The organism is Aeribacillus sp. FSL K6-1121 (assembly GCF_038003725.1).
GTDB classification, from domain to species: domain Bacteria; phylum Bacillota; class Bacilli; order Bacillales; family Aeribacillaceae; genus Aeribacillus; species Aeribacillus composti.
This window is the reverse complement of sequence record NZ_JBBOPS010000001.1, coordinates 1,133,589-1,146,593: the sequence shown is the minus strand read 5'-3', so window position 1 is coordinate 1,146,593 and position 13,005 is coordinate 1,133,589. Positions and strand designations below refer to the sequence as shown.

Annotated in this window: 18 protein-coding genes; 4 read left to right on the top strand and 14 right to left on the bottom strand. The window is 37.2% G+C overall.

All coding sequences use genetic code 11. The features are described 5' to 3' along the window. Window positions 1-8 precede the first annotated feature (8 nt). Window positions 9-299, top strand: a complete 291-nt coding sequence (locus NSQ61_RS05775) for a HesB/YadR/YfhF family protein (protein ID WP_063387686.1) — start codon at window positions 9-11, stop codon at window positions 297-299. Window positions 300-486: 187 nt separating this feature from the next. On the opposite strand, the gene NSQ61_RS05770 is transcribed toward NSQ61_RS05775, so the two are convergent. From NSQ61_RS05770 to NSQ61_RS05735, 8 genes are all read right to left on the bottom strand, one after another. Next, on the bottom strand, window positions 487-795 hold the full coding sequence (locus NSQ61_RS05770; protein ID WP_144598039.1) for a hypothetical protein: 309 nt from the start codon (window positions 793-795) through the stop codon (window positions 487-489). 3 nt (window positions 796-798) lie between these two features. Then, window positions 799-1,224: an acyl-CoA thioesterase gene (locus NSQ61_RS05765; protein ID WP_063387688.1), complete on the bottom strand. Its 426-nt coding sequence runs from the start codon at window positions 1,222-1,224 to the stop codon at window positions 799-801. Window positions 1,225-1,496: 272 nt separating this feature from the next. Further along, on the bottom strand, window positions 1,497-1,718 hold the full coding sequence (gene tlp / locus NSQ61_RS05760; protein WP_063387689.1) for a small acid-soluble spore protein Tlp: 222 nt from the start codon (window positions 1,716-1,718) through the stop codon (window positions 1,497-1,499). Window positions 1,719-1,880: 162 nt separating this feature from the next. Next, on the bottom strand, window positions 1,881-2,024 hold the full coding sequence (locus NSQ61_RS05755) for an acid-soluble spore protein N (RefSeq protein ID WP_063387690.1): 144 nt from the start codon (window positions 2,022-2,024) through the stop codon (window positions 1,881-1,883). Between the two features lie 73 nt (window positions 2,025-2,097). Further along, window positions 2,098-2,238, bottom strand: coding sequence for an FbpB family small basic protein (locus tag NSQ61_RS05750; RefSeq protein WP_082829475.1), 141 nt, complete (start codon window positions 2,236-2,238; stop codon window positions 2,098-2,100). 204 nt (window positions 2,239-2,442) lie between these two features. After that, the gene (locus tag NSQ61_RS05745) at window positions 2,443-2,952 is read right to left on the bottom strand and encodes a redoxin domain-containing protein (protein WP_066248554.1); all 510 of its coding nucleotides are present in this window, start codon (window positions 2,950-2,952) and stop codon (window positions 2,443-2,445) included. A gap of 158 nt (window positions 2,953-3,110) precedes the next feature. Then, window positions 3,111-5,837, bottom strand: coding sequence for an aconitate hydratase AcnA (gene acnA, locus NSQ61_RS05740; protein WP_063387692.1), 2,727 nt, complete (start codon window positions 5,835-5,837; stop codon window positions 3,111-3,113). 244 nt (window positions 5,838-6,081) lie between these two features. Beyond that, window positions 6,082-6,345: a hypothetical protein gene (locus NSQ61_RS05735; protein ID WP_063387693.1), complete on the bottom strand. Its 264-nt coding sequence runs from the start codon at window positions 6,343-6,345 to the stop codon at window positions 6,082-6,084. 154 nt (window positions 6,346-6,499) lie between these two features. On the opposite strand from NSQ61_RS05735, the gene NSQ61_RS05730 reads away from it, so the two are divergent. The 3 genes from NSQ61_RS05730 to NSQ61_RS05720 all read left to right on the top strand — a co-directional run bounded on the left by NSQ61_RS05730 (window position 6,500) and on the right by NSQ61_RS05720 (window position 7,972). Beyond that, complete coding sequence (locus NSQ61_RS05730) at window positions 6,500-6,640, top strand: small acid-soluble spore protein P (RefSeq protein WP_063387694.1); 141 nt, start codon at window positions 6,500-6,502, stop codon at window positions 6,638-6,640. A gap of 522 nt (window positions 6,641-7,162) precedes the next feature. Beyond that, complete coding sequence (locus tag NSQ61_RS05725) at window positions 7,163-7,480, top strand: hypothetical protein (RefSeq protein ID WP_063387695.1); 318 nt, start codon at window positions 7,163-7,165, stop codon at window positions 7,478-7,480. Window positions 7,481-7,546: 66 nt separating this feature from the next. Beyond that, complete coding sequence (locus NSQ61_RS05720; protein WP_063387696.1) at window positions 7,547-7,972, top strand: DUF2621 domain-containing protein; 426 nt, start codon at window positions 7,547-7,549, stop codon at window positions 7,970-7,972. Between the two features lie 98 nt (window positions 7,973-8,070). On the opposite strand, the gene NSQ61_RS05715 is transcribed toward NSQ61_RS05720, so the two are convergent. The 6 genes from NSQ61_RS05715 to tkt all read right to left on the bottom strand — a co-directional run bounded on the left by NSQ61_RS05715 (window position 8,071) and on the right by tkt (window position 12,981). After that, window positions 8,071-8,535 (bottom strand): CcdC family protein, encoded by a 465-nt coding sequence (locus NSQ61_RS05715; RefSeq protein ID WP_063387697.1) that lies wholly within the window; start codon window positions 8,533-8,535, stop codon window positions 8,071-8,073. Window positions 8,536-8,605: 70 nt separating this feature from the next. Further along, window positions 8,606-8,962, bottom strand: coding sequence for a response regulator (locus NSQ61_RS05710; protein ID WP_063387698.1), 357 nt, complete (start codon window positions 8,960-8,962; stop codon window positions 8,606-8,608). A gap of 127 nt (window positions 8,963-9,089) precedes the next feature. Then, window positions 9,090-9,800 carry a cytochrome c biogenesis CcdA family protein gene (locus NSQ61_RS05705; RefSeq protein WP_066251214.1) on the bottom strand — a complete coding sequence of 237 codons (711 nt, stop codon included), beginning with the start codon at window positions 9,798-9,800 and terminating at the stop codon, window positions 9,090-9,092. A 321-nt stretch (window positions 9,801-10,121) separates the two neighbouring features. After that, window positions 10,122-10,340 carry a YneF family protein gene (locus NSQ61_RS05700; protein WP_063388294.1) on the bottom strand — a complete coding sequence of 73 codons (219 nt, stop codon included), beginning with the start codon at window positions 10,338-10,340 and terminating at the stop codon, window positions 10,122-10,124. Between the two features lie 86 nt (window positions 10,341-10,426). Beyond that, window positions 10,427-10,858, bottom strand: coding sequence for a sporulation inhibitor of replication protein SirA (gene sirA, locus NSQ61_RS05695; protein ID WP_157727967.1), 432 nt, complete (start codon window positions 10,856-10,858; stop codon window positions 10,427-10,429). A 113-nt stretch (window positions 10,859-10,971) separates the two neighbouring features. Then, window positions 10,972-12,981: a transketolase gene (gene tkt, locus NSQ61_RS05690; RefSeq protein WP_063388296.1), complete on the bottom strand. Its 2,010-nt coding sequence runs from the start codon at window positions 12,979-12,981 to the stop codon at window positions 10,972-10,974. Between the last annotated feature and the right edge of the window lie 24 nt (window positions 12,982-13,005).

Genomic DNA, 13,005 nt, shown 5'->3' with positions numbered 1-13,005 from the left:
TGACAAAAATGAAACTGAATATTACCGATGATGCAGCAAAATGGTACAAGGAAGAATTGGAGTTAAACGAGGGAGATGCAGTCCGCTTCTTTGTCCGATATGGCGGATGCGGTCATGTGCAAAGCGGATTTTCCCTTGGGATTGCAAAAGAAGCACCAAATCAAATCGGAATAAAAGCCGAAAAACTAGGGGTCACATTTTATGTTGAACATGATGATTTATGGTATTTCGACAATCATGACGTGACCATTCAATTGGATGAAAAAATTCATGAACCTGTTGTTCGTCTTATAAATTAGCAAATCGATTGAAAGCATGCTATAGGTCGAAAAACAAGTCTTTGTCAAAGAGCTGTTCTAGTAGCCGAAGCATGCTATAGTCAGTAAAAGAAACCCAACCGCAAATTTAATTTGCCGATTGGGTTTCTTGTTTCATCTCATCATTTTTTACTCAAATCTGACTTCCACATGATGCCCGTCAAATCTTTTATTTTTTCAGCAATTTAAATCTTCTTAAATGATCGGTTAGCTGATATTTTTGCAGGATTTCTACTTGTTTTTCCCCCAGCAGGTCAAAATGCGGAAAATCTTTATGATGATGGATCCACTCCATTTTCAAACCGTTCTTATTTCCCCATTCTATTAAATGCTTTATATTGCTGCATCCGACCTTTGTTACAGAATGATAATCCGGAAACCGTTCATCATACCAATAATGCGTTAAAAAGGCGATTTCCCCTTTCCGCACTTTTTTCTTCCACTCAGCAAGCTCCTCTTTCTTGATTCCAAAGGCCAATCTTTATCTCTCCTCTTTCATCGCTTTTACATATGCTTCGTGCCATTCAGGATATAATTTCTTAAATACAACTGGGCGAAACGTTTCTTTTTTTACGCAAACATGGCTGGAAAAACCTTTTGCTGCCAATTCGCCATGAGAATTAAAAATTTCGTATCCATATACTGTTTTAATTCCGTTATATTTCTCAATCCACGTATGTATTATTGCCTTTTCACCGTATGTAATCGGTTTTTTATATTCGATTTGAATATCCACGACAGGGGAAATTATTCCGTCTTTCTCCATCGCTGCATACGAAAAGCCAAGATCTTGGATCAGCTTCGTCCGTCCAACTTCCATCCATATAATATAATTGGCATGGTACACGACACCCATTTGATCGGTTTCCGCATAACGAACTTCTATTTCTTTTGATGAAACAAACATAAGCTTCTCTCCCTTGCAAAAAATGAAATCGATCGAAAAAGCCTGCATCAGCGTCTGTGATACAGGCTTTCTATTTTAGGCCTTTTCAACTTTCTTACTTAAATTTTTTTGCGGAGTCTGTTTTTTATTCAAGCCGGTCCAACAAAGTTTGTCCCATTGTTGGCCGTTCATCAAATGAATTTAGAAGACAAAAATTTTCAATGAACAATTTTATTATAACATTTCCATTTGCAATCGAAAACTAAAATGGAATTATCAACCTAAATTGAAAGCTAGGAGTTTCGTTCACGGGCTTCATCTTTAATTTCTTGTCGCATCGCCTCAATGCTTTCTTCTCTGCGGCGATTTTTTGCCTCAATCTGTTCACGCTCTCTGTCGTTGGCAAACTCTAATGTTTCTTCTGCTCTTTCGATGTTTTCAATCGTATTTTGTACCATTTCCTGCAATTTTTCAACATTGTCGGAACGGTCATCACGATTTGTTCGATTTTGCATCAAATATTCTCCTTTCTGGGAAAAATTGTTTTATCGCCATTTCAAATATAGTTTGTGCATTTGATGTTAAATTATGAAACGAACCTGTTTCCTCAATGAAAAGGAGAAAAATGATGGAACCATAATTATATTATGTAAATTAAAAGGCGGTGGACATATGTCCTACTCGCCTTTTGTCTGAATCACTTGAGGATGCTCATTCGTCTTATTTTGCATTTTTTTCCCTTTGTTTCCACCGAATCCTCTCGGTTTTGTTCCGATATGATTCGGATTAAAATGAGACTGGATATCATTTGAATTTGTCATCAAACAATCGCCTCCTGCTTTTATTGTTTACCAATAAAGCAGAAAACATGCTGTCAAACACGACTGTTTGCTATCAGCTCGATTTTTCCAATTGCCGTTTTTCCAGCCTTTTTTCAAGTCTTTCTTCAATTTCATTCAATGCTTCACGGTCTTTTAGCAAGTTTTGCTTATTTTCCAACACAAGCTGTTTAAACGAAATTTTCGTTTTTTTCATTTTTTATCCCTCACTTCTTTTCTCTGTTACTTTTATTGTACAAAATATTCCGACACTTTCCCGTTGAAAATTTGAATGTTTAATGACAATATAACCAATAATGCAAAATTTCATACGTTTCAAAAAAACTCTTCTTTTGCAAAAAGAAAAAATCGGCAAAGTCAGCCGATTCTTTTTGATTCCCGAAAGGAAATCAGCGTCTTTTTATTTCAGGTTTAGTTTTTCTTTTATCGTTTTTTCATTTAATTCTCCCACTACTTTATCTTGTATGACTCCATTTTCATCAAGAAAAAATGACGTCGGATATGTAAGAATTTTATATCCACTGTTCATTTTATTTTTTGGATCAAGTAATATCGGAAACGTAAATCCAGCCTGTTGAACAAAATTTTCAACATCTTTTGCACTTTTCTCACTGGCAGTAAAGTTAACCGCGACAATCGTTACTTCATCTTGATGCTTTTCATATATTTTTTGCATGATCGGCATTTCTTTTTTACATGGTGGACACCAAGTGGCCCAAAAGTTTAAAAGTACTTTTTTTCCATAAAAATCGGAAAGCGATTTCTTTTCTCCATCCAAAGTCGTCACTTCAAAATTCGGAGCTTTGTTTCCTATTTCTAAACCGACTGTTTCCTTCTGGGAATTGATCCATTGCCATACTGCAATCGCTGCTAATACGATTAATAAAAAAACAGCAAGCTTTTGTTTCATAAACCATAACACCTCTGATTCAATACGATAGCATTTCGAAAAGATGCTCAATTTCATCATATATTATTTTTGTAAAAAAAACAGTATTTCATATCAATTGTCTAATTTTAGCCAAAAAATAACGGGAACTATGAACAGTTCCCGCTTTTTTTCAATTATTATCCTTTTAATCTTTCTCTTAATACCATTTGTAAAATTCCGCCATGTCGGTAGTAATCAATTTCAACTTCACTGTCAAAGCGAACTAATACTTCAAACTCTTTTTTGTTTCCGTTCTCATCAGTTGCCGTTACTTTGATGTAATCGCGCGGTTTTACCGATTCATCAATGTGAACATCCAATACTTCTTTACCGGTTAAACCAAGTGTTTCCGCATTTTCGCCTTCTTTAAACTGAAGCGGAAGAACACCCATAAGAACAAGATTAGAACGGTGAATACGTTCGAAGCTTTCAGCGATAACCGTTTTGATTCCCAATAAGTTCGTTCCTTTAGCAGCCCAGTCGCGAGAGCTTCCCATTCCGTAATCTTTTCCTGCCAGTACAACAAGTCCTGTTCCGTCCTGTTTATATTTCATGCAAGCGTCATAAATAGACATTACTTCGCCTGTCGGCCAGTACGTTGTATATCCGCCTTCAGTTCCTGGTGCAATTTGGTTGCGAATGCGGATGTTTGCAAACGTACCTCTCATCATTACTTCGTGGTTTCCGCGTCTTGAACCGTAAGAGTTGAAATCTCTTGGCGATACACCTTTAGACAGCAAGTATTGGCCTGCAGGAGTATCTTTGCCAATCGCACCTGCTGGAGAAATGTGGTCTGTTGTGACAGAATCACCGAATTTTCCAACAACGCGAAGCCCTTTCAACGGTTCTACTTTACCAGGCTCAGGAGACAATCCTTCAAAGAATGGCGGATTTTGGATATAAGTAGACTCTTCGTCCCATTGATATAATGGCTCATCTGTTGTTTCAATGGCATTCCAGCGTTCGTTATCATCAAATACACGTTCATATTCTTTACGGAATAATTCTGGTGTAACAGTTTGTTTCACAACTTCATTAATTTCTTCCATTGAAGGCCAAATATCTTTAAAGTAAACATCGCTTCCGTTTTGATCCTTTCCGATTGGATCATTCAGTAAATCAATGTCAACAGTCCCTGCTAATGCATAAGCAACAACTAGAGGCGGTGAAGCTAAATAGTTACCTTTCACGAGCGGATGAATACGGCCTTCAAAGTTCCGGTTTCCGGAAAGAACAGATGTGACGAGCAAATCATTTTCAGCGATCGCTTTTTCAATTTCATCTGCAAGCGGTCCAGAGTTCCCGATACAAGTTGTACATCCGTAACCGACAAGGTTAAACCCTAATTTTTCAAGATAAGGCATTAAGCCAGAATTTTGAAGATAACCGGTTACAACTTTTGAACCAGGTGCTAATGATGTTTTTACATATTTCGGAACAGTCAATCCTTTTTCAACAGCTTTTTTTGCAACGAGACCAGCGCCTACTAAAACATATGGGTTTGACGTATTCGTACAGCTTGTAATCGCCGCAATAACGACTGCACCCGTTTTCATTGTTGTTTTTTCGCCATTCGCAAATTCAACCGTTACTTCCTTATTAAGTTCTTCCGGCTGCAAGCCAAATCCTTGGTTTCCTTGCGGAGCTGTAAGAGCTCTATGAAATTCTTCTTTCATTTTTGAAAGAGGAATTAAATCTTGAGGACGCTTCGGACCGGAAAGATTTGCTTCAATTTGAGAAAGATCGATTTCAACTACATCCGTAAAAATAGGATCCTCTGCTTCAGGCGTGAAGAATAAACCGTTTTCTTTACAATATGTTTCCACTACTTTTACATGCTCTTCATCGCGACCAGTTAAACGCAAATATTCAAGCGATTCATTATCAACAGGGAAAAATCCGCATGTTGCTCCGTATTCAGGCGCCATATTCGCAATAGTAGCACGGTCAGCAAGCGGAAGCTTTGCAACACCAGGGCCGAAAAACTCCACAAATTTTCCTACCACGCCTTTTTGACGCAGTACTTGAGTTACTTTAAGGGCTAAATCTGTTGCTGTTGTTCCGTTAGGCAGCTCGCCAACAAGTCTTACTCCGATGACTTCAGGTACAGGGAAATAGGAAGGCTGTCCAAGCATTCCAGCTTCAGCTTCGATTCCGCCGACACCCCAACCTAAAACACCGAGTCCGTTAATCATGGTTGTATGGGAGTCTGTTCCAACTAACGTATCAGGATATGTTTCGTATTCTCCATTTTCACCTTCAACCGCATGGACAACGCTTGCTAAATATTCCAAGTTTACTTGGTGGACAATACCTGTTGCTGGCGGAACAGCACGGTAGTTGTCAAATGCTTTTTGAGCCCAATTTAAAAATTTATATCTTTCAGCATTTCGTTCGAATTCAAGATTCATGTTATATTGCAGCGCATCATCTGTTCCGGCACGATCCACTTGAACAGAATGGTCGATAACAAGATCAACAGGCTTTTCCGGATTGATTTTTTGTGGATCTCCGCCCATGTCAGCCATCGCTTTTCTTAATGAAGCTAAATCAACGACAGCAGGAACGCCGGTGAAGTCTTGCAAAATGACACGAGATGGTTTAAATGGAACATCCAAATTTTTAATTTCATCTGTTCCCCATTTCGCAAGGTTTTCAACATGTTCTTTTGTAATAACTCGTCCATCCACTTGGCGCAGGACTGATTCCAAAAGAACTTTGATTGAATAAGGCAAACGGGAAACTTGACCAATTCCTGCATCTTCTAGCGCTTTTAATGAATAGTAGTTGTACGTTTTTCCGTTAATTGAAAAGCTTTTTCTTGCACGGAAAACGTCATTTTTCTCTAACTGTTGCTGTGACATGTCATTTTATCCCCCTTTAAACGTAATTTCGACAAAAATGCCGAATATCTCCCCACTTTAAACATCACACATTTAAATCTTAATATACTTTTTATGATAAGTAAATATCAATGATGTTATCAATTATTATAAGAAATGCTTATTTCACTAAAAAATTTAAATATTTTCAGTATAATTTTTCTTGCTAATGAAAACGTTCGTATAAGAGAAAAAATAGTGAAAAACGACGGAAGCTCCGCCGCTTTCAAGTCTCATCCAAATTCACTTCCTGCACAATTCGATCTAAATCGCGCTTGTACTGTTCTAAATGCTTTCTCTGCGTTTCCGATGCAACTTCCAATGCATTTTGAATTTGTTCATACGCCTCATTAATTTCCTGGCGAAGATGCTTTAGCTGATGTCCATAATCAGAACTGTTTTTCGTTAGATTGACATGTACTTTATGAACTTCCACCATTCCTTGTTGCACTGCATCAAATGCTTGTTTTTTATTTTTATGGTACGGCAAATATAGCACTCCTTTCGTTTTTTTATCTTCTATAGTGTTTTTTTCAAGAAATCAATTTATTCTAAAATGAATGAATGATTTCAAAATCATTCAAACTAAACGACGAAAGATAACAATGCTATTCTTTACTATTAAATATTAAGGAGCGATGTATATGGCAAAAGATCAAGTACAAAATGATCAAAAACAAAACGTTCAAAATCGGAAGGGACAGCCAGAGCCGTTATCTGGATCGAAAAAAATAAAAAATCGAAATCATAGCCGCCAAAAACATAACTCGGAGCATGATTTATAAAAAAATGGGGATGTTTAATTGAAATGTCCCCAAGTAGACAGCGGAAATAATAAAAATGCTTTAAGCGGCTTGAGCTCTACATTCTAATGGGCTTAAGCCGTTTAATTTTTTTGATAACGTTCGTTATTATAAAACTGAATATTCCTTAATGGTCTGTTGTAACGCTTCAAACGTTTCATATCCCTCTTTCACATTATAAGGTTCCCCAAAAAGATTTCATTGGGCCGTTATCAATGCAACGTCCAACTCTTGTCATACTATGGCTTTTAAGCATATCATAAGTCTTTCTTCGGCTTATAGACGTCCCCTTTCATCTTATAGAAATGTTGAAATGATGTTTATGTTTTCAATGAGAATTTGACTTTCTGGACTGCCGCAGTTTTGAATTTATACACGTCTTTTCTACATATTATGTCTTGCGGAAATCCTCGTTTATGGTTTTTCTTTAACGACGAATTTTTAAGTTATATCTATTTTTCATTTAGAACAATGTTTTTGTTAATAATAAAAAGTTGATGACAAATGATTGAAATGAAAGTGGAATCTATCATAAAATATAGTAAGGTGAAAATGGAAGCTTTTTTTCAGCAAATGACAGATATTGATAATATAAAATTTTTAAGTCTGGAGGCTGTCATGAACGGGCGTTTATATGAAATGTTAATTTATCCTTCCAAATCAGGCGATATTAAAATCAGTATTTACCGTGATGCAGTTGAATACCAAGTTTTCGCGGAAATTAATGACTGCTTTTCTGTCGGCCGTCATAAAAAGAAATTAGAAGCTGTGAGACGTGCTGTAAAAGAATTGATAGATGCATATGAGTCGATTAATCCTTAACGGTTTTCATCAACTTCGCCGAAGTGCACGAATTAATGGAAATGTTAAGGCGATGGGGGTGATTTCATGCTTGAAGGCTGGTTTTTATGGTTTATTCTCATATGGGTTGTGTTTCTTATAACTATGTTATCGATTGGCGGCTTCTTCATGTTTCGCAAATTTTTGAAACGGCTGCCGAAAGAAGACGGAAAATCTGAACTTGATTGGGAAGAGTATTATATTCAACAGACTCGGCATTTATGGTCAGAGGAACAAAAGGCGTTGTTAGAAGAATTGGTTGCACCGGTTCCAGAGCTTTTCCGCGATGTTGCCAGACAAAAAATCGCAGCAAAAATCGGTCAACTGGCATTAGAAGAAAAAGCTCCATCTATTACGCAAGATTTAGTCATTCGAGGCTATATTATCGCAACTCCAAAACGGGACCATAAATTTTTAATTAAAAGACTAAAAGAAAAAAATATCGACTATTCCAAATATGAAGCACTCTTTTAAACAAAAACATAAGCCTTTCGGGGATTTGTCCCGAAAGGCTTATTTATATGGAATAAACGGTAACCTGCTTTGAACAGCCGGCAGCTATATGTATTTTTTTACGTTCCGTTCAGTTGATTTTTCAGTTTTTTATACGAAATGAACATCGCAATTCTCCAAGGAACAATCATTCCAAAAGCCAGCAGCCAGAACATACCGCTTAATTCGCCAACATCGATAGACGCGCTTAAATAAGATTTTAGCAGAATTCGTACAACTAACAGACCAATCAAAATGTAAACAAAAGCTTTTGACCTTTTTAAATAGATTTCTTCTCCCCGAACTTCAAAAGTAGAGGTTTTTATTAAAAAAATCGAAAAAATCAGCCCGACTGTCAACGCCTCCAAAATTTCCATCGGCGTTATGCGGAATTGCGGAAATAAATACATAAGGGCTCCAGTGCTCATAAAGATCGGAGGCAAAATAATTTTTTTCGCTGTCGCCGGCTTTTTAGCAGCCTTTGTTCTGATCATAATTACGACAATGCCCATTAATACAGCCGTAATAGAAGACCAAATGACCATGCAGAACCATCCTTTTATTTTCAGCTTCTTTCTTTAATAATATTATAGAAAAAAAAGCAAAATGAAAAGGCTAATTCATAACTCTTTTGATGGCTTCCATCACACGATCTTCATCAAAAGGCTTTGTAATAAAATCGAGTGCTCCTGCTTCTATCGCTTCGATAACCATTTTTTGCTGTCCCATTGCCGAACATATAATGATTTTCGCATCCGGAAATTCCTGTTTAATTTTTGTAATAGCCTCAATGCCGTTCATTTTCGGCATTGTGATATCTGTGATTAATACATCTGGTTGTAATTGTTTGTATAATTGTACCGCTTCGATGCCGTTTTCCCCTTCTGCAACAACCTCAATACTATGCTTTTTCAAAATGTCCTTTAATGTCTCCCTTAAAAATTTCGCATCGTCAACGATCAATGCTTTCAAATTAATTCCACCTCAATTATCCTCGCAAACTAAATCCTTTGATATTATACTACTTTCTGTCACAAAAAAGTACCGAGAGGTTTAAAATATTGTCAAAAATCTCGTTTTTCTCTTAAATGACTAAAAATTAAAACCCGGTTGGTAAAAATATAAGAATTTTGTTCATCCAATTAATAATTTTAGTCATCCAATCAAAAAACAGCAGAATTCCCATGAAAATCATGAATATGCCTCCAATTTTCATGATTTTCACATTATGTTTTTTGATCCAATTCATCCGCCCGATGAAGAATGATAAAATAAAGAACGGTACTGCAAAGCCTAGCACATATGCTGTCATATACAGAACTCCAGAACTAGGATTGGTTGCCGCTAAACCGATTACTACCATAAGAATTGGGCCCGTACATGGAGTCCATCCAGCTGCAAACGCCATACCAATCAGAACAGATCCAAGAAATCCGGCTGGACGATTTTTGAATTCAATCCTTCTTTCCTTCATTAAAACATCAGGTTGAAAAACACCGAGAATAACAAGTCCAAAAAAGATAATGAGGATCGCTCCTATTTGTCTTATCAGATCTTGATAGTTCAAGAAAAAGTTTCCAATCAAGGATGTGCCGAATCCCATTGCGATAAAAATGGCAGAAAAACCAACTAAAAAAAAGAAAGTATGTAATAAGCTTCTTTTTTGCAGCATAGCGTTTTCAGTTTTCAACTCATTAACCGATACCCCAGTTATATACGATAAAAAAGCAGGATATAAAGGCAAGCTGCACGGAGAAATAAACGATAAAAAACCTGCTCCAAATGCTAAAAACACATTAATTTCCGACATTTTGCTGCTCCTTCCAAAAGATTTACCTCCATCCATTCTAACAGATCATTGAATAAATGTTTAAAAGAACGTTTGACATTTTCCGCACATTATTACAATGAACCTTCTCCCGCCATGAATAACATATTCTCACAACTTCTTACAACGAAAAAAGAATTAATCTTACCTTGAGAAAGGAAAGACTAATTCTTACTTCACAATTCCGTATAAAACAACGCATATATTAAATAGTATAGATAAAAATTACATGATGTCAAAAAATATGATTGGTCATCATGAACTAATTTAATGAAAAATCATTCAATAATGCCTGAAACGAAATTATTTTAATTGATTTTGCATCGCTTTCATCATTTGATTGATTTTCTTCTGGGACGGTTTCATTCCCATTTGCATCATCATCATTTTCAACATTTGTTCGTTAATAGGTGGATTTTTCTTCAAATAATTCATCATATACTTTCGAGCGATAAAAAAGCCTAGCGCTACGCCGGCAAGTAATGCCAGAACAGCGATTAATATCGCCAGCCAAAGTTCCATCTTATTTCCTCCTTCATGTTGTCTATCATACAGTGTACTAAACCATATGACATTATACAATATTTCATTAGCAAATTTCCGCAACTTTAGACAAATTTTCTTTCTTTAATCGGACTCAGCCACCCGTATCGTTCATTTGTAAAATCCATGGCAAAAAAATAAGGATCAAATTTTCCCAATATATCAAAAAACAATAACTCACCGTCAAAGCTGCCGGTACAAATCATTTCAATATACCGTTCCTTTAAAACCATAGTAGCTTGTCCTTTTTGATTTTCCATTTGGATGGCGTGAATCGATGATACCTTTTGATAATGGTTTCGGTGAGACAAGAATGACTGAAGCAGCAAATCTATTTCTGAAATGGGAATGGCTCTTGAAATATAATTGACTTGCCTTTCCAATTGTTCAAAAATAGGATGCGTTTTCCTTGTCCAAAAAAATTCTTGATATAACTGAAAAATTTTCGATTCCCTATGATAAAAATGCTCAGCAAATTCCTTTTTTATCAAATACAAATAAAAGTGCCTCATGCGCTCACCTCATTGTTACATTCCTTTTTTGCTATTATAAAGCAAGGAATGTAAAAGGTTTGTCTTATGGTGGCGGATAGAGGCACTAATTTTGGCGATTATTTCCGAACTAATTCTTTTACTTTTTCGACAACATTTTCAACAGTAAAACCGTACTCGCTTATAATTTTTTCCCCAGGTGCAGATGCTCCAAACTTGTCGATAGCTAAGATTTCACCTTCAGATCCGACATAGCGCTCCCAGCCAAGCGAAGATGCCATTTCGATCGCAAGACGCTTCGTTACGCTGCTAGGAAGAACTGATTCTTTATAATCTTTTGATTGCTTTTCAAAACGGTCCCATGACGGCATGCTGACGACTTGCACATCAATTCCATCAGATGCAAGAATTTGTTGAGCTTTAATAGCTAATGCTACTTCTGAACCTGATGCAAGTAGAAGAGCATCCGGTTGATCCGATTTCGCCGGTGAAATGACATAAGCGCCTTTTGCAACACCTTCTTCAGCATTTTCTTTCGTACCTTTAATAGTTTCTAAATTTTGGCGCGTTAATACTAATGCAGTCGGTGTTGATTTAGATTCCAGCGCAGCCTTCCACGCAGCTCTTGTTTCATTTCCATCAGCTGGACGAATGACAGAAAGATTCGGCATTGCTCTCAAAGAAGCTAATTGTTCAATCGGCTCATGTGTTGGTCCGTCTTCTCCAACCGCTATGCTGTCATGAGTGAACACGTAAGTTACAGGGAGATTCATTAATGCTGCTAAACGAATCGCTGGCCGCAAATAGTCAGAGAAAACAAAGAACGTTCCGCCAAAAACACGTAAACCTCCATGCAGAGCCATACCGTTCAATGCTGCTCCCATGGCAAACTCTCTGACACCAAACCAAATGTTTCGTCCGCTGTAATCTTCCGCAGAAAAGTCTCCTGAACCTTTTATTGTCGTTTTGTTTGATCCAGCTAAGTCTGCAGATCCCCCAAAGAAATAAGGAACTTTTTCAGCTATTGCATTTAATACTTCTCCAGAAGAAGAACGGGTTGCAACGCTTTTTCCTTCTTCATAAAAAGGTAAAGATTGATCCCAATTTTCTGGCAATTCACCATTGATTGCTGCCTTTAACTCTTTTGCAAGTTCAGGATATTCTTTCTCATACTTTTCAAACAAATTATTCCATTCAATTTCTTTCTGCTTTCCACGTTCTTTTACATTTTTCTCAAAATGCTCATAAACTTCTGCTGGAACATAGAAATCTTCTTCAAATGTCCATGCATAGGCTTCTTTTGTCAATTTTGTCTCTTCTGGACCTAACGGCGAACCATGAACGGAAGAAGTGCCTGCTTTATTCGGCGAACCATATCCGATTGTTGTTTTTACTTCAATTAATGTCGGTCGTTGTTCATCCAATTTGGCTTCTTCAATGGCTTTCGAAATCTCTTCAATGTTGTTGCCGTCCTCAACGCGCAGCACTTGCCAGCCCATAGATTTAAAGCGCTCTTCTACATTTTCTGAGAATGATTTATTTAAATCCCCATCTAGGGAAATATCATTCGAATCATAAAGAACAATTAATCGTCCAAGCTTCAAGTGACCAGCTAAGGAAGCTGCTTCAGAGGAAATCCCTTCCATTAAGTCACCGTCACCGCAAATGACGTATGTGTAATGATCAACAATATTGTATCCTTCTTTATTGTATGTAGCTGCTAAATGACGTTCTGCCATCGCCATTCCAACGGCCATTGCTATTCCTTGGCCTAATGGTCCAGTTGTTGCGTCAACGCCAGGTGTATGTCCGTATTCAGGATGTCCAGGTGTTTTGCTTCCCCATTGACGAAACGATTTAATATCATCCATGGAAAGATCATAACCCGATAAATGAAGCAAGCTGTAAAGCAGCATCGAACCATGTCCGGCAGATAAAACAAAGCGATCTCGATTAAACCAATTAGGGTTTTCAGGGTTAATGTTCATAAATTTCGTCCACAGCGCATAAGCCATTGGTGCGGCGCCCATTGGCATTCCAGGATGTCCGGAATTCGCCTTTTCAATCGCGTCAATGGATAATGTTCGAATCGTCATGATGGATAAATCTTGAATGGAATGAGTCACCATTATCATCCTCTCATCTGTATTTTC